Source organism: Ferdinandcohnia sp. QZ13, assembly GCF_031324165.1.
Taxonomy (GTDB): domain Bacteria; phylum Bacillota; class Bacilli; order Bacillales; family Bacillaceae_L; genus Ferdinandcohnia.
This window is the reverse complement of record NZ_JAVIVW010000015.1, coordinates 1,404,361-1,422,243: the sequence shown is the minus strand read 5'-3', so window position 1 is coordinate 1,422,243 and position 17,883 is coordinate 1,404,361. Positions and strand designations below refer to the sequence as shown.

General features: G+C 37.4%; 16 protein-coding genes. 15 read left to right on the top strand and 1 reads right to left on the bottom strand.

What is annotated here, in order from left to right:
• The 15 genes from RGU12_RS21030 (at position 1) to prfB (ending at position 16,959) form a co-directional block, all read left to right on the top strand.
• Complete coding sequence (locus RGU12_RS21030; RefSeq protein ID WP_309537796.1) at positions 1–738, top strand: N-acetyltransferase; 738 nt, start codon at positions 1–3, stop codon at positions 736–738.
• Between the two features lie 36 nt (positions 739–774).
• Positions 775–1,758 (top strand): ketoacyl-ACP synthase III, encoded by a 984-nt coding sequence (locus RGU12_RS21025; protein WP_309537795.1) that lies wholly within the window; start codon positions 775–777, stop codon positions 1,756–1,758.
• Positions 1,759–1,780: 22 nt separating this feature from the next.
• Positions 1,781–2,029: an acyl carrier protein gene (locus RGU12_RS21020; RefSeq protein WP_309537794.1), complete on the top strand. Its 249-nt coding sequence runs from the start codon at positions 1,781–1,783 to the stop codon at positions 2,027–2,029.
• A gap of 123 nt (positions 2,030–2,152) precedes the next feature.
• Complete coding sequence (locus tag RGU12_RS21015; protein ID WP_309537793.1) at positions 2,153–2,896, top strand: SDR family NAD(P)-dependent oxidoreductase; 744 nt, start codon at positions 2,153–2,155, stop codon at positions 2,894–2,896.
• A 29-nt stretch (positions 2,897–2,925) separates the two neighbouring features.
• Positions 2,926–4,023, top strand: coding sequence for a DegT/DnrJ/EryC1/StrS family aminotransferase (locus RGU12_RS21010; protein WP_309537792.1), 1,098 nt, complete (start codon positions 2,926–2,928; stop codon positions 4,021–4,023).
• Positions 4,024–4,333: 310 nt separating this feature from the next.
• On the top strand, positions 4,334–5,401 hold the full coding sequence (locus RGU12_RS21005) for a glycosyltransferase family 2 protein (protein ID WP_309537791.1): 1,068 nt from the start codon (positions 4,334–4,336) through the stop codon (positions 5,399–5,401).
• Between the two features lie 56 nt (positions 5,402–5,457).
• Entirely contained in the window at positions 5,458–5,826 is a 369-nt protein-coding gene (flaG, locus tag RGU12_RS21000; RefSeq protein ID WP_309537790.1) for a flagellar protein FlaG, read from the top strand.
• Between the two features lie 14 nt (positions 5,827–5,840).
• On the top strand, positions 5,841–7,346 hold the full coding sequence (gene fliD, locus RGU12_RS20995; RefSeq protein WP_309537789.1) for a flagellar filament capping protein FliD: 1,506 nt from the start codon (positions 5,841–5,843) through the stop codon (positions 7,344–7,346).
• Positions 7,347–7,379: 33 nt separating this feature from the next.
• On the top strand, positions 7,380–7,781 hold the full coding sequence (gene fliS / locus RGU12_RS20990) for a flagellar export chaperone FliS (protein WP_309538308.1): 402 nt from the start codon (positions 7,380–7,382) through the stop codon (positions 7,779–7,781).
• The gene (fliT, locus tag RGU12_RS20985; protein ID WP_309537788.1) at positions 7,781–8,128 is read left to right on the top strand and encodes a flagellar protein FliT; all 348 of its coding nucleotides are present in this window, start codon (positions 7,781–7,783) and stop codon (positions 8,126–8,128) included. The genes fliS and fliT overlap by 1 nt, the downstream gene beginning before the upstream one ends.
• 562 nt (positions 8,129–8,690) lie before the next feature.
• Positions 8,691–9,245, top strand: a complete 555-nt coding sequence (hpf, locus tag RGU12_RS20980) for a ribosome hibernation-promoting factor, HPF/YfiA family (RefSeq protein WP_309537787.1) — start codon at positions 8,691–8,693, stop codon at positions 9,243–9,245.
• A gap of 420 nt (positions 9,246–9,665) precedes the next feature.
• Positions 9,666–10,733 (top strand): GGDEF domain-containing protein, encoded by a 1,068-nt coding sequence (locus tag RGU12_RS20975; protein ID WP_309537786.1) that lies wholly within the window; start codon positions 9,666–9,668, stop codon positions 10,731–10,733.
• Positions 10,734–10,836: 103 nt separating this feature from the next.
• Positions 10,837–12,750 carry an HD domain-containing phosphohydrolase gene (locus tag RGU12_RS20970; RefSeq protein WP_309537785.1) on the top strand — a complete coding sequence of 638 codons (1,914 nt, stop codon included), beginning with the start codon at positions 10,837–10,839 and terminating at the stop codon, positions 12,748–12,750.
• A gap of 442 nt (positions 12,751–13,192) precedes the next feature.
• On the top strand, positions 13,193–15,706 hold the full coding sequence (gene secA, locus RGU12_RS20965) for a preprotein translocase subunit SecA (RefSeq protein WP_309538307.1): 2,514 nt from the start codon (positions 13,193–13,195) through the stop codon (positions 15,704–15,706).
• A 151-nt stretch (positions 15,707–15,857) separates the two neighbouring features.
• Positions 15,858–16,959 (top strand): peptide chain release factor 2 gene (gene prfB / locus RGU12_RS20960; protein ID WP_309537784.1). Its coding sequence is split into 2 segments (ribosomal slippage): positions 15,858–15,929 and positions 15,931–16,959, totalling 1,101 coding nucleotides; the frame shifts between segments, so codons are not numbered across the junction.
• A gap of 176 nt (positions 16,960–17,135) precedes the next feature.
• Here prfB and RGU12_RS20955 read toward each other — a convergent pair.
• Positions 17,136–17,318, bottom strand: coding sequence for a Fur-regulated basic protein FbpA (locus RGU12_RS20955; protein ID WP_309537783.1), 183 nt, complete (start codon positions 17,316–17,318; stop codon positions 17,136–17,138).
• Positions 17,319–17,883 lie beyond the last annotated feature (565 nt).

Genomic DNA, 17,883 nt, shown 5'->3' with positions numbered 1-17,883 from the left:
ATGCAAATCGATTCTAAGGCTGTAATAGGAGAAAATGTAGAGATTGGTTTTGGAACAATAATTTACGGCAATGTTGAAATTGGAGCTAATACGGTTATTGGACCATATTCAATTATTGGTGAACGAGTGGCTGAGGCATATTCAAATAAAGAATACAATTCAAAAAAAACATATATTGGAGAAAACTCTATTATAAGATCCCATAGTATTATTTATGAAGATGTAGAAATTGGGGAGAATTTTCAATCTGGACATAGGATAACCATAAGAGAAAAAACAATTATTGGAAAAAATTGTAGCGTTGGAACCCTATGTGATTTGCAGGGGGATTTGCAAATTGGCGACTTTGTCCGCTTACATTCCAATGTACATATTGGTCAAAAGTCACGTATTGAGGATTTTGTTTGGATTTACCCATATGTTGTATTAACTAATGATCCATATCCACCCATGGGGGAACTAAAAGGAGTTACAATCAAGCAATATGCTCAAGTTGCTACTGCTTCGGTTATTTTACCTGGTATTACAATAGGAGAAAATTCATTGATTGGCGCATATTCACTTGTTAGGAAAGATGTACAACCGGAACGTGTTATTGTAGGAGTACCAGGTAAGGATTTATGCTCAGTAAGAGAGATTTTAAATGATAAAAAAGAAAGAGTTTATCCATGGAAAGAGTATTTAAAAGATTTTAGAGGGTATCCTTGGCAAATTAAAAAGGATTTCGAAAATAACTAAGCTATTGTTTTAATTAAAGATAGGTTGGCGATTAATATGGTATACGCACGAATTAAAGGAATTGAATATTACCTACCAGATAGAGTAGTAAAAAATAATAGAGAAAATAAGACGGTTAAAAAAATAGGCATTTTTCAAAAACACATAGCAGCTGAGGATGAATTTGCTTCAGACCTTGCAGTAAATGCTGCAAAAAAGTTACTAGAACATCTGGATATTAATCCAAAAGATATTGATTATATATTATACTGTACCCAGTCACCAGACTACTATTTACCAACAACAGCATGTTTAATTCAAAATCGCCTAGGTGTTAAAACAAGTGCAGGTGCTTTGGACTTTAATCTTGGGTGTTCAGGATATGTATATGGATTATCAATGGCAAAAGGCTTAATTGAATCAGGGCAGGTAAAAAATGTCCTTTTACTAACAGGGGAAACATATAGTAAATTTATTAATCCTAAAGATCGAAGTGTAGAGTTGTTATTCGGTGATGCTGGATCAGCTACTTTTATAGAGGCCTCTGAAGTAAAGGGTCTTGAAGGGTTTGCTTTTGGTACTGATGGTAGTGGTGGAAACAATTTAATCGTACCTGCGGGTGGTTTAAGACAAAAACTTAATGAAAAGTCACTTATTGAAGTTACAGATGAATTTGGTAATACAAGAAGTAACGCTAATCTTTATATGAGTGGTGCAGAAGTATTTAATTTTACACTGAGAGAAATACCACCTACGGTTAATCAGTTTTTAGAGGTAAATAACTTGAATTTTGATGATTTCAATAAAGTTATTTTTCATCAAGCAAATCAACATATGCTAAAATTTTTGCGAAAAAAGATGAATATTCCAGAAGAGTTATTCTCCATTCATTTAGAGGATTGCGGGAATACAGTCTCTTCATCTATTCCTATTGCCCTAAAGAGGGAGATTGATTCAGGGAAAGTAAAAGATGGTGACCATATTTTAGTCGTAGGGTTTGGGGTTGGCTTTTCCTGGGCAGTAGGATCATTTTTTTATTAATATGTTTTTGGGAGGGAATACATTGGATAGGCAGGAATTTTTAAAAATATTTGCAGAAGATATTGTAATGGTGGAACCTAAAGATGTTACACTTAATACGGTATTAGATGAATTAGAGGATTGGGATTCATTAGCAATTATATCTTTAAACGCAGCTTTAGATGAGCATTTTGGTTTTACTTTGAATCAGGAAGAAATAAAAAACATAGAAACAGTTAGTGATATACTTACCTTCATTTATAAAAAATCTATTAGTAAATCAACAAAATAAGTAGAAAATTTTATAAATAAGGTTTATCAAAAATGAAATTAAGGCTTATTTAAAAATCCTGAACTCGTAGTACCTGGATTATCTAAATAATTCATTTGCGGTTTAATAAAAAGGGGTTTAATTATGTTTTCTTTAAAAGGAAAAACTATCCTAATCACAGGAGCAACATCTGGTATTGGACTTAAAACAGCTTTCTTATTACATGAATTAGGTGTAAATTTAATTTTATTGGGACGAAATAAAGAACGACTAGAGAAATTAAAGAATTTGATGCCTAATCAAATAACGATTGGTTTTGAAATGAACCAAATAGAAAGAATAGTAAATTTATTAAAAGACATCTCGAAAGAGTATGGTGAATTACAGGGATTAGTTCATGCAGCTGGTATTCATGAAATAACTCCACTTAGAACTGTTTCAATATCTAAAACTAGAGAACTTTTTTCGACTAATATTGAAACTACTATTCAACTATTAAAAGCATGCAGTAATAAAAAAATCATGTCGGATGGAGGAAGTGTTGTATTGCTTTCTTCGAGTTCAGGAATAGTTGGAGAGCCGGGAATAGTTCCATATAGTGCAACTAAAGGTGCGGTTATTTCAATTACAAAATCCTCAGCCATGGAACTGGCAAATCGAAATATTAGAGTAAACTGTTTAGCACCAGGTATTGTTGATACTCCAATGTCAAATTCTATATATGAAAAAATTGGAAGGGATCAGTGGGAGATTATTGAAGGACAACATCCACTTGGGATAGGAAAACCAGAATATATTGCATACCCAATTGCATTTTTATTATCTGAAGGATCAAAATGGATAACTGGTACTGTAATTCCTGTAGATGGTGGATATACTGCACACTAGAATTATTTCAATAGAAGGAGTAATAAACTATGATTCCTTTTTTAAATTTAAAAGGCATAAATGCCCAATATGGAGAAGAATTAAAGAATGCAGTTTTCAGAGTAATTGATAGTGGTTGGTATATTCTGGGGCAAGAAGTAAATAACTTTGAAGAGGAATTTGCAAAATATTGTGGTGTTGAGCATTGTATTGGGGTTAGTAACGGGTTAGATGCATTAAAATTAATCTTAGAAGCATATGACATTGGACCGGGTGATGAGGTAATAGTTCCCTCAAATACTTACATTGCATCTATACTTGCTATAACAAAGGTCGGGGCTACACCAATTTTGGTAGAACCAAATATATTTACATATAATATAAATCCATTATTAATAGAAGATAAAATTACACAAAATACGAAAGCAATACTTGTTGTGCATTTATATGGTCAAATAGTAGATATTGAACCAATAATAGATATTGCAACTCGTTATCAATTGAAAGTGATTGAAGATGCTGCACAGTCTCATGGAGCAGTCTATAAAGGGAAAAAAGCAGGAAACCTAGGAGATGCAGCAGGATTTAGTTTTTATCCAGGAAAGAATTTAGGAGCACTAGGAGATGCAGGTGCCATTACAACGAATGATTCAGAAATAGCAAAAAAGATTCGTGGGCTTAGGAATTATGGCTCTCTTAAAAAATATGAAAATATATATAAAGGAAGTAATAACCGACTTGATGAATTACAAGCATCAATCCTTAGGGTTAAACTAAATTACTTAGATAAAGAAAATGCAGCTAGACGGCAAGTCTCATCTATGTATCTTAAAAATATTAAAAATGAGCACATAATATTACCTACTGCTCCAATAAAACCTGAAGAACATGTTTGGCATGTGTTTGTAATTAGAGTAAAGGAACGAGAACAATTTCAAATGTATTTAGAAGAACACGGCATACAAACGGTTATTCACTACCCAATTCCTCCACATAAACAAAAAGCATACTCAAAATGGAACGCTATACATTTGCCAATTACAGAAAAAATTCATAAAGAAGTAATTAGTATTCCGATTTCACCAATACAGCCTATTGATGATACTAATCACATAATTGAAGTAATTAATAGTTATAAAAAAAATTAATCAAGAACGAAAAACTAATAATACAATGAAATTCGATGATATAATTGGGAAGTTTATTTTATTTAGGTTGACAAAAGAAGTGATATAATTTTCAAAAATAAATCAGCCTAAGTAATTCAAACCACTTTTTTTGCAAAGATGGGTATTACAAACACTGTATCATTTGATGAGAAGAGTTATTAGAAATAACTAATTACTCTTCTTTTGTTTTGTAAATATTTCCCTTTTATGCACTTGAATTGTATTTCTAATTTTGGAAGTGTGGGTCATAGTTGAAAATTAACAAAAGAGTATTCTTTAGGAGGATATTATGCTAAACATTTCATTAGTAATGATTGTGAAAAATGAAGGAAAAAACTTACGTAATTGTTTAATTCATAGTAAACCTTTTCTTCCTGAGATTATTATTGTCGATACAGGTTCGACTGATGATACGAAGGAAGTTGCACAGGGATTTGGCGCGCAAGTATATGATTTTAAATGGAACAATGATTTTTCAGAAGCGCGCAATTTTGCTTTATCCAAATCTAAATCTGACTGGAACCTCATACTTGATGCAGATGAGCAAGTTATGAATTGGGATCAAGACAAAATCAACCACCTCCTCAAATCAAAGAGCTTTATTGGAAGGATCAACATCAGAAACAAATTCCTCCAAAATAATGAAGAACGGTATTCACAAACATACATCTCACGTATTCTTCCTAAAGGAACATTTTATACAGGAAAAATCCATGAACAAGTAGTATCAGATTTGCCAAGAATTGATTTACCTATTGAAGTACTTCACACAGGCTATTATCAGACTGATAAATCAGAGCGAAATTTATTGATTTTGAGGGCTGAGCTTTCCGCTAATCCTCAAAACACTTATATAAATTATCAGCTTGCCAGGCAATATAGAGTACTAAAACAGTTTTCAAAAGCGCTATCATATTTTCGACAAAGCTATGAATTCACGGATAGAAAAGAGGATTACTACACAGATCTAGTAGTTAATTATATTTATACACTGATTGACATGAAGGAATTTACTTTAGCTTTTGAAATTATTGAGAGGGAGAGTTCCTTCTTAAAAAACAGTCCTGATTTTCAATTTGTTACCGGAGTATACTTTATGAATTATGTTTTACATAATGTTAATCTAAATATAGACTTTCTTCCTTTAATTGAAAAGTCATATTTGCAATGCTTAGCTTTAGGTGAAAAGGGAGAGAAGGAAATAGTTTTAGGTACAGGTACATTTCTAGCAGCTTATAACCTCGGGGTTTACTATGAAATGTTTAATCAAAAGGAAAAAGCGAAGCAACTGTACAAGCTTTCAGCGAGTTTTCAATACGAACCGGCTAATAAGAGATTAATGAACCTAAAAATGTAAACCTTTATCAGAATTAACCGATATAAAAGATATAAAAAACCTTTAGGGGGATAATGATGGGCTCTGTTGATTCTATTTCAAGGTATTCAATCAGTGAGGTAAATAATAGAACCTCACCTAACTCAATGGAAAAGAAACAATACAACTTAGACCAGCAGCCTGATAGTACATTACAAAAAGAGAAAAATAAAAAAGATATTAATGAAAAAGAATTAGATCAAGTTGTTACAGACATGAACCAAGTGTTGGGGAATACACATACATCGTTAAAATATGTGTACCATGAAAAGCTTGAGAAGTATTATGTTTCCTTAGTAAATGATGATACAAAAGAGGTAGTTCGGGAGATACCACCCAAAAAGCTTTTGGATATATATGCCTCAATGAGAGACTATTTGGGTTTATTTGTTGATAATAAAATTTAATGGAGGTGTTCAAGGTGGTTAATAATCAAATGAGAATTACAGGTTTTGCGTCTGGGTTAGACACAACACAGATTATAAATGACCTGATGAGAGCGGAAAGAATGCCCCTTGATAAGCTTTTTCAGAAAAAAGAATGGTTAGAGTGGCAAAGAGACTCGTACCGAGATGTTAATTTAGAATTGGATACCTTTAGAAAAAGTGTGGATAAACTGCGTTTTCAATCCTCGTTTAACGGTTATGCCGCATCTATTTCTGATTCAAGTCTAGCGACAGTTACTGCAAAAGGATCTGCTGTTCCCGGGAATTATACGTTAGAAGTTATCTCAATGGCGGAAGTAGCAAAGCTAACGTCAGGAGATGCGATTACTACTGTTAGCGGTAATGTTAAGTCAACTGATAAGATTTTAGCTACAGGAGAATCAACAATAATAAATATAGAAACTTCTGCAGGAAATCAAGATATCACGATTGATGACACAACTACTTATGGTAGTCTTGCAAATCAAATTGCTAGCTTAACTGATGCAAGTGGGAAGTCTCTCGGCTTACGTGCCAACTTTGATGAAGCCACGTCACGATTTGTCATTTCAACAAAGGAACTTGGGGCAAATCAAAAAATTACGGTTTCTGATAAAGGAGCTATCGGCGTGGCAAATGCAATCGTAAATGGGGGGACAATTAATGCAACAACATTAACTCCTACAGTACCTCAGGCGACTGGTAGTGATGCGAAGGTTAAGGTTGATGGGGTGTCTGTTACGAGTTCAACGAATAACTTGAGTGTGTATGGAATGGATATTAAAGTTTTGAAACCAGGAAGTCAAACGACTGTTAGCATTTCTTCTGATACTCAATCCATCTTTGATAATATTAAAAAATTTGTAGATGACTATAACTCTTTGATTGATAGTTTAAATACAAAGGTAAAAGAAAAACGCAATAGAGATTATCCGCCATTAACAGATACACAGCGCGAAGCTTTAACGGAAAAGGAAGCAGAGAAATGGGACGAAACTGCCAAAAAGGGGCTTCTGTACAATGACTCTATAATAAGTAGAACCCTGAATGATCTTCGAGTAAGCATGTACAAACCAGTGGAAAGTATTTCAACAGGATATATTAGGACATTAGCTGAAATAGGGATTACAACTGAGTACTTATCTACTGACGGGAAGCTTGTACTTAATGAGGATAAATTAAGAGAAGCGATAGCGAACAACCCTGATGAAATTATGAATCTTTTTACTAGGGATGACGGGATTGCAACGCGAATCTATAATGAAGTCAATACTACAATTGACAGATTAAATAAGAAGGCTGGCCGTGTCGGTAGCCCTGATAATTTAAATAATAGTGTAATTGGTCAAGACCTATCTGAAATTAGAAAACGTATGAATGCGTGGGACAATAAATTAGCGATGATTGAGAATCGGTATTGGAAACAATTTACTGCGATGGAGCAGGCTATTGCAAAATTTAACGAGCAATCTAGCAGCATCATGGGCATGATGGGTTTTTAAGGAATAATTAGTATTATAAAAGGAGAATGAATGATGTCTGTACACAATCCATATCAAATGTACCAGGATAATTCAGTTTTTACTGCAGCACCTGGTGAATTAACACTTATGTTATATAATGGGTGCCTCAAGTTTATTTCACAGGCTAAAAAATCCATTCTAGAAAAGAATATTGAAGGTAAACATATTAATATAAATAAGGCTCAAAATATTATTAGCGAACTTATGGTTACTCTAAACATGGATTATGCCATATCAAAAGAGATGCGTAATTTATATGATTTTATAAATAGAAAACTCATTGAAGCTAATATCAAAAACGATGTAAAACTATTAGAAGAAGCTGAGGGTCTCGTGACTGAATTTCGAGATACTTGGAAAGAAGTTATTCGGATAAATAGAGCAAAGCAATTTAAAACTGGTGGATTGGCTTAATGGCTTTTACTCAGCTATATAATCTTACTGAGGAGCTCCTTTTACATTTGGAGAGACAACCTGATCAGGAGGAGAGGGAAGAGTATATAGATAAAATAATGGGCCTCCTTGATAAGCGAGATCAAGTTTTAACACAAATTGTTTATCCTAGTAATAGAGAAGAAAAACAAAAGGGAGAAAAAATTGTAGAAATGGACAAGGTAATTAAACAAAAACTAACAGTCCTCTTTACAACAATTAAGCAAGATATTTCGAAATTGAACCAATCAAAAGAACCTCAAAAGAAATATCGGAACCCTTATGATACCTACAATCCGGACGGTAGATTTTTTGATAAACGAAAATGAATTCTTTGGCTCCTAGTATGTTGGATTAATAATCAACATATTCATATATACTTTATGATTATAAAATGTCATCTGTAACCGGATGGCATTTTCTTTTACCATACCCCCAATATTCCTCCCACATTTTGGACATACTATTATTGAAGAATTCTTCAAGCACTTTCACCTTAGAATCCACACAAGTACCATTCATAACTCACCTTAGACATGCATATATTTTTATTCCTACACATATTGTTTACAAATTTACATTCACAACATAATAAGTGGAAAAGCTGGTGACATCACGTGGGATAACGTACCTGTCCCTGTGTCCCAGAACAGCGCGGGACAACGAGTTCTTTCCCACATCCAACAACGTTAATAAATTCACAATTTCTTCAAATTTCCTTTACAAAAAAGCAGGAATTGGGGAGGTGTTTGTGGAATTAGTTATTATAACCTTAAATCAAATAGGGTTATATTGTTACACAGGTTGGATACCCTAAAAAGGGTCTTGGCTGTGTCCAATGCATTATAAGGACTAGCGAATGCTAGTCGAGTTAAAAGGAGGAGTTCATGTATGAATTACAACGTTCGTGGTGAAAACATTGAGGTAACTCCAGCATTGCGAGAGTATGTTGAGAAGAAACTTGGCAAGCTTGAACGGTATTTTGAAAACACTCCGGATGCAAATGTAAATGTTAACTTAAAAGTGAATAATGCAAAGGATCAAAGAATAGAGGTAACGGTTCCGATGCCGCAGCTTGTGCTTCGCGGAGAGGAGTCTCATGAGGATATGTACGCAGCGATTGACCTTGTGACTGACAAGCTTGAGCGTCAAATTCGCAAGTATAAAACAAAAGTCAACCGCAAGCTTCGTGAAAAGGGTTCTACCAAGAGCATGTTTAATGGTGGAGCTGGAACTGCGACAGCGGTTCAGGAAGCAGAGGATGAGGATTACGAATTAGTTCGTACGAAGCGTTTTGATTTGAAACCGATGGATAGTGAGGAAGCGATTCTGCAAATGAATATGCTCGGTCACAACTTCTTCGTATTCACAAACGCCGAGACGAATACAACCAATGTCGTGTATCGCCGTAAGGATGGCAAATACGGCATCATCGAACCTAACTAAAATAACGAATTTCCAAGAGTGCAGTCTGAATCCAGGCTGCCTCTTTTTTGAAAAAATGTACTCTGACTCTAGGACGATCGGCTCTCCTTCTTGCCAATCATTTCAGAAACTTTCCCAACGTTCGTCCTATCATTCATGCCGATAGACAGATGAATTGTATTTTTCTTTAAAAATAGTGGGAATCCCCCATAGCCAAAATCTTTCACATCGTAGATAATACAAATGCACAGGTAACTCGTAAGCCACCGATTTTCCCAGGCGGTAAGTACTGTCACTAGATGGGGAATCGTTACCCATAAAAGCCTGGTTGTCCATTGGCATTTTCTTTGTCCAACATCAGGGATGGGCGGCGTTATCATTTTCTGTGAGTCAAAAACCTAAAATTTGAAGTTTCACTTTATAAATAAAGCAGGGATATCTATGATTAACATTCTACAACCAACCCTTTCCAATATTGCGGTCATCTTGTTCATGTATTTATGCATCAGCATCCTGGTGACGAATCGAAAGTCGATAAACAAGTATCTCTTTTCAGCCGGTGTTCTTATTCTTATCTCGGCATGCGTGATTTCTCTTTTTTATTTGCCAATCCGCTATGATGGGTACAAGTTTGATCTTCGCCTTGTTCCTTTGGTGATCTTCTCCATCTTGTTCGGATGGAAGCATGCGATTCCTACCCTTGTTATTGCGGTTAGCTGGAGGCTCGGCATGGGTGGAGTGGGAGCTTTGCCTGGCGTGGTATTCGGCATGATCCTGCCTGTTTTACTGGCTCTTCTTTTTCATAAAAAGGATCGAGCGATGCCAAACCCACTTGCCTTGTTTTTGTTAATGACGGCGTGCTGGCTTGTATCGGATTTGCCAATTCTGTTTCTTGTTCCAAATGGGGCAGATATGTTCGGTGAAATCTATCTTATCCGGATAGTGGGACTCCAAGTGTCTGCGTTTATTCTGTATTTTTTCATTTTTCAGCTGGACCGGGAAGTGGTGTTAAAGAGAAGACTCCGGTTTTATGCGGAACGTGATCCTTTGACCGGGCTTTACAATATGCGTTATGTGGAGAATTATATTAAAAAAGGGACAAGCTCTCGCCAAACGTATATTGTGATGATTGATGTGGATCATTTTAAGAGAATTAATGATACGTTTGGTCATCTTCATGGTGATTCGGTATTAAAAAATGTAGCGGCAACATTATCAAGGCTCATTCCACCACACCATTCGTTACTTGGGCGCTATGGTGGTGAGGAGTTTATTCTGTTTTTAGAGGTTGATTCGAAGGAAAGCTTGATGAGCATCGTTTCTGGGATTCGGAGCGGGATTGAACATACCCCGTTTTATGTGGAGGACCAGAAGCTTCAGGTCACGGTATCGATTGGCGTTTCTGAGCTCAAAGATCCTGCAGGGCTTTATGAAGCTATTGAAAAAGCAGACAATTCCTTGTATGCGTCAAAGCAAAATGGTCGGAATCAAATTAGTTACGCGATTTAACTGTAAAATAGTTTCCTTTTACAGCTCTTTTTGTTACCATTTTTATAGGAAAATACAATTATACTAATATTCTAATTTCATGTTCTGCCAAGGAGTGTAATGGATGGCATATTTACGTATTAAGGACCCCAAGCAGCTGGCGCAAATTTCACTAACGGGTTTAACGGAAGAGTCGCTAGAATTAATCCATCGTCATAAGGATTTATTACTTCCTTTGGTTGATGAAATTGTAGATGAGCTGTATGACGAAATTTATCGAGTTGACCATTTGAGGAACATTATCGATAACCACTCGAGCCTTGAACGGCTTAAGGCGGCTCAGCGTCATTACTTAAAGCAGGTTTTTTCGCCAATCATTGATGATGCTTATACACATAATCGCTTTTTGATTGGAAAAGCTCACTCCAAAATTGGATTGGACTTGCCGTGGTTTATTTCAACAAATCGTCGCTATTGCCAAATTATCTCGAAGTTACTTGGCGATTTGCTGCCAGGGGACGAAGCGATTCATTTGTTAAATGCCATTGAGGCCACGCTAAACTTTGATATGCAAATGACAGTGGATGCGTATAATGAGGTTGAATTAGATAAAGCCTTATATCCGTTACGCTATGAATTTCGTAATCTCGAAAAAAAGTCAGGATTGACGGACGAGGATTTCGATATTTTGGATGCCTATAGCGGGTTACTGACATTTCGTTTAAATGAAATGATGAATCGTTATAAAAAAGTTCTAACAAACAGGGTTCCAAAGGATAGTACGAAATTTATGGATTCGTTTATTCCATACATCAAAAACTTTCTGAAACAATTTTTCTATGAAAAAATGTATCGGGATGAGGCAGCTTGTTATCGAATCATTCGGGATTGGACGCGAAGTATAAATGAACATCATGTCAATGACCATCTATTAACCTCGCTGGTGGACACAATGAATGAGGTATTTCGAGATGTTTTTCAGGAGAAAATGCAGAGGAATGAAAAAGGAGTTTCTTTGTTTTTAGCTTCCTTTGAAAGGTATTCACGGTTTATTCTTTCGATTATTAAAGAGTTCCTTAAACCGTATCGCTTTTTGCATACATATAGTTTTCTTAATATGTATTCCTATGAAATTAGCACATTCGATTTTGGTAAGTTAACTTGGATTGATGAAAAAGCTAGTAAGTTGCTTGAGAATAGAGGAGCTACTGCTTCTGATAGTATTGGTAAGCGCTGTTATGAAGTGTTTTATGATCGTGTTCTCCCTTGTATTGGATGCCCGGCAAAGGTCACCAATATCAATGAATCTGTGTTAACGACCCATGAAAAAGAAGGAGAATCCTCTTATTATAAAACATGGCGTTTTAAACAGTCTCGGCTTGCTGAACTCGATCATCTCTTGCTTGTTAGTCAAGATATAACGGAGGATGCAAAGGTGATATTTGATACGGTGGAAAGTTTACTTGATCTTGCTGAATTTCGTGATGACGACACAGGCCAGCATGTCAACCGGATTGGTGTGCTAGCGGCTAAGCTTGCGGAATTGGCAGGGTGTGATGAGAAATTTATTCAGGATATCGGGGTGGCAGCGAAATTTCATGATATCGGAAAAGTGGGGATCCCTGATTCGATTTTGAATAAGCCTGGAAAATTATCGAGTGAAGAATGGGAATCGATGAAAAAACATGTCCAGATTGGTCATCAAATTTTATCAAAGCTTGAATTGCCTGTGATTCAAATGGCTGCTAGTATTGCGAAAACGCATCATGAGCGCTGGGACGGTACGGGATATCCGAATCAATTAAAGGAAAAAGGGATTCCGTTGGAAGGTCGAATTGTTTCGATTGTGGATGTATTTGATGCGTTGTTATCCAAGCGTGCATATAAAGAACCGTTCGCTCCGGAAAAAGTGAAGGAAATCATCGTGGAAGGTAAGGGATCGCACTTTGACCCAGAATTAACGGACTTATTTCTTTCGATGTGGGACGAGTTTTTAGAAATACAACGTGAGAAAACAGATTTAAGTCAGTTTGTTTGATTTGGTGAGGTGTCTTGTTGTTGGTGACAGGATGCCTTTTTCTTATTTGTCTAGTTCCAGCGCCTAGCCAGTTTTCACCCTGAATAAGCATCTATGAGTATCTTGCGAAAAGCTTTGCTTTGAGCAGCTCGAGGTCACAAGCCAACCCAGCAAGAAGGTCAAAGAGCAACCTTCATGCTTGCTCGTCTTGTGCTTGTCTGACTTGCACACGATGTGCTGACGTCTACGTTTGCCACAGGACGTGGCAGTATTTAGTAGACAATCAACTAAAAAGGCTTGCACTTTTCGTTTTTGTCGAATCCCATCAAATCGCGAAACCCGATAATATTTTACCCGTGTCCTTTTTAGTGGTAAAATAGAAGATATTTATTTCATTAACGTTTTCAACAAAATCATTCAGCTCACAGCTGGTGTGAATTTTTACGATAGAGGAGCGTACATGATGCTTGGAATTTTAAACAAAGTTTTTGATCCAAACAAACGCACAATCAAGCGCTTGGAATCACTTGCCGATAAAATTGAGGCACTTCATCCTGAGATGGAGAAGCTTTCAGATGAGGCCCTTCGCAACAAAACCGAAGAGTTCAAGGAACGATATCAAAAAGGTGAAAAACTCGATGATTTACTAGTTGAAGCTTTCGCTGTTGTTCGTGAGGGAGCAAAGCGTGTATTGGGTCTGCATCCATACCGCGTGCAGCTCATGGGGGGGATATCCCTGCATGAAGGAAATATTTCTGAGATGAAGACTGGGGAAGGTAAAACTTTAACTTCCACAATGCCTGTTTATTTAAATGCGATCACAGGTAAAGGGGTTCACGTTGTTACTGTCAACGAATACCTTGCGAGTCGTGATGCGCACGAGATGGGCCAGCTTTATGAGTTTTTAGGATTGTCTGTTGGGTTAAACCTAAATTCCATGTCACGTGAGGAAAAAATTGAAGCGTACCGCGCTGATATTACGTACGGAACGAACAATGAATTTGGTTTCGACTATCTTCGTGATAACATGGTCCTTTATAAGGAACAAATGGTACAGCGTCCGCTTTATTTTGCCGTAATTGACGAGGTTGACTCGATTTTAATTGATGAGGCGCGTACACCGTTGATTATTTCCGGTTCTGCTCAAAAATCGACTTCCCTTTATGTGCAGGCAAACGGATTTGTAACGACTCTTAAAAAAGAAGATGACTACACCTACGATGAAAAAACAAAAGGTGTTCAACTTACGGAAGAAGGGATTTCAAAGGCTGAACGAGTGTTTGGCGTTGAGAACCTGTTTGATATTCAAAATGTGGCATTGATTCACCATATCAACCAAGCGTTAAAAGCGAATGCAAGTATGCACCGCGATATTGACTATGTCGTTGATGATGGACAAATTGTGATTGTTGACCAATTCACAGGTCGTTTAATGAAGGGACGTCGTTATAGTGAAGGCCTTCACCAAGCAATTGAGGCGAAGGAAGGCGTCGAAATTCAAAATGAAAGTATGACGCTTGCGACGATTACGTTCCAGAACTATTTCCGTATGTATGAAAAGCTTTCAGGTATGACCGGTACGGCGAAGACTGAGGAAGAGGAATTCCGCAACATCTACAATATGAACGTTGTTGTGATCCCAACGAATCGTCCGATTGCCCGTGATGACCGTCCTGATTTAATTTATAAATCAATTGAGGGCAAGTTTCGCGCGGTTGCTGAGGATATTGCGGAGCGCCATGCAAAGGGACAACCTGTTCTAGTTGGTACAGTTGCGATTGAAACATCTGAAATTATTTCGAAGTACCTATTGAAAAAAGGTGTTAAACACAATGTCTTAAACGCGAAAAACCATGCGCGCGAGGCTGAAATTATTGAGCATGCTGGTCAACAGGGTGCGGTTACAATCGCAACCAACATGGCTGGTCGTGGTACGGACATCAAGCTTGGCGAAGGTGTGAAGGAGCTTGGCGGTCTTGCCGTAATCGGTACAGAGCGACATGAGAGCCGTCGTATCGATAACCAGCTTCGTGGACGTTCAGGTCGTCAAGGGGACCCTGGTGTGACTCAGTTCTATCTATCAATGGAAGATGAGCTCATGCGCCGTTTCGGTTCTGACAATATGAAAAATATGATGGAGCGTCTTGGCATGGATGATTCCCAGCCAATCCAAAGTAAAATGGTCTCAAGAGCGGTTGAGTCTGCGCAAAAACGCGTTGAGGGCAATAACTTTGATGCTCGTAAACAGCTTTTACAATATGACGATGTGCTTCGTCAACAGCGTGAGGTTATTTACAAGCAACGTTTCGAGGTTCTGGATTCCGAGAATCTTCGTGACGTTGTAGAGAATATGATTAAGTCCTCCCTTGACCGCGTGGTTCAAGCTCATACACCAAAGGATGAGGTGGAGGAAGACTGGAACTACAAAGGCATCATTGATTATGTCAATGCGAACCTTTTAAATGAGGGAGACGTAACGGAGAACGATCTTCGTGGTAAAGAGCCAGAAGAAATGTCCGAGCTCATTTTTGAAAAGGTGAAAGTGCGCTATGATGAAAAAGAAGCGCAAATCGAGCCAGAACAAATGCGTGAATTCGAACGTGTTGTTGTGCTTCGTGCCGTTGACAGCAAGTGGATGGACCACATTGACCAAATGGATCAGCTTCGTCAAGGTATCCATTTACGTGCGTACGGTCAAAATGATCCACTTCGCGAATACAATTTTGAAGGCTTCGCGATGTTTGAAAACATGATTGCTTCAATAGAGGATGATGTGGCTAAGTTCGTGATGAAGGCGCAAATCCGCAGCAATCTACAACGTGAAGAAGTAGCGAAGGGCCATGCTGTTCAACCAAAAGAAGGCGGCGAGGCAGAAAAGCCGAAGAAACGCCCTGTTCAAAAAGCTGTTAACATTGGCCGTAACGACCCATGCTACTGCGGTAGTGGCCTGAAATTCAAAAATTGTCACGGTAAATAATGGGACATCCCAGCTATGAATAAATTTGGAAAGGGTGAGAGGTGGCTCTCACCTTTTCCTTCGAAATAAACCGGGACTTCTTGCGGAAAAATGAGTAAGATAATCAAGTGTAAATCAATATAAGAATAGACTACATCTTGGAGGAAAATTTATGGAATTAGTAGATATTAAGCATGAACTTGACAAAATGGCTAAGAAATTAGCGGGCTTCAGGGGGTCTCTTTGACTTAGAGGCCAAACAAGCGCGCATCACTGAGCTTGACGAAATTATGTCAATGCCTGATTTCTGGAATGACCAGAATGCGGCGCAAACCATCATCAACGAATCAAATGCATTAAAAGATCAAGTCGTTGAATTTACAAATCTAAATGATGCCTATGAAAATTTAGAGCTTACTTATCAGCTTGTGAAGGAAGAACCAGACGAAGAATTACAGGCAGAGCTTGATGAGGAAATTCAGGAATTGTCTAAGAGCGTAAGTGAGTTTGAGCTACAGCTCCTTTTAAGTGAGCCTTATGATAAAAATAATGCAATCTTAGAGCTTCACCCAGGTGCAGGTGGTACGGAATCACAAGACTGGGGATCCATGCTCCTTCGTATGTACACTCGTTGGGCGGAGAAAAAAGGCTTCAAAGTTGAAACATTGGACTATCTTCCTGGAGATGAAGCGGGGATTAAGAGTGTGACCCTTTTAATTAAAGGTCATAATGCCTATGGCTATTTGAAGGCAGAAAAAGGAGTTCACCGTCTCGTTCGTATTTCACCGTTCGATTCATCAGGCCGCCGTCACACTTCATTCGTGTCTTGTGAGGTTATGCCAGAGTTTAACGATGACATCGAAATTGACATTCGCAGTGAAGATTTAAAAATTGATACGTACCGCGCTAGTGGTGCAGGTGGCCAGCACATCAACACCACCGACTCAGCAGTTCGTATTACACACATCCCAACGAATACCGTTGTGACGTGTCAAACGGAACGTTCACAAATCAAAAACCGCGAGCAAGCAATGAAAATGTTGAAGTCTAAGTTGTATCAATTAGAAATTGAAAAACAACAAGCAGAACTAGACGAAATTCGCGGCGAACAAAAAGAAATCGGTTGGGGCAGTCAAATACGCTCCTACGTCTTCCACCCCTATTCCATGGTTAAAGACCACCGTACAAATGTGGAAGTTGGTAACACCGGTAGCGTCATGGATGGCGAAATTGATATGTTTATCGATGCATACTTGAGATCGAAATTGAATTAATATGTTGGAGGGGTAGCCGTGGGCTGCCCCTTTAGTGTGCTTTTTGATGAGGAGGTGCTATTGGCCGGAAAAGTGAAATATCAGCCGTAAATTAAATTTATTGTCTATAAGGTAGTGGATAACAGCCATAAATTTAATTTATTGACCACAAATCCAGTGGGTGGAATCCCTTTGATTTAAAGGTGGTATCTTCCTTTTGAAGTAGACGCCAGGTTAAATAATTCATACTCTTTTTCTAGTTCACTCAACGTCAACTCATACAAATGTTTGTCATTTGTTTTATAAATGCCTCGTTTAATTAGCTTGTTAATTAGATCTTTCTTTTTGGACTGAACAGCATATCGTAAAAGATTTCCCATTTTTATCACCTCAACTTTTTAAAGATTATAGTAATCGATATATTTAGAATCGGTTTATTGTTTATTGTCGTTGATTCTTGTGTTTGTATCACTTAAAAGGTTAAAGGCTCGATTCAACAGCCAAATAATACAAATGGAACCCAAGATATATGTGCTAAGGTAGCTAACAATTGTCATTTTGAAATATCCTCCATCAAGAGTTGCTAAAAATAGTGAAGTTGGTAAAAGGGGTTTTATTGGAATTAGTGTTGGAATTGGAACTGCTATAAACCTTTACTCCTTTCCCTTTGACACTTGTCATTATAGACAAGCCATTTTTTATAATTTGTCGATTTATCTGGAAAACCCAACTCTTAATTAAATTGTTATCTTTCCTTAATAAACGAAAAATTTTTGAAAGGACTTCTTCATTTTCAACAACCGAACATACCCCTTAAACAAGCGTTTGTTTGACCCCCATATCCAAATTCAAACAAACGCTTGTTTGAATCCTCAATCCCATGCACCGCTTATACGCAACCGCTAAACAATCGTTTGTTTGAATCCAAATCCCCAAACATATCTA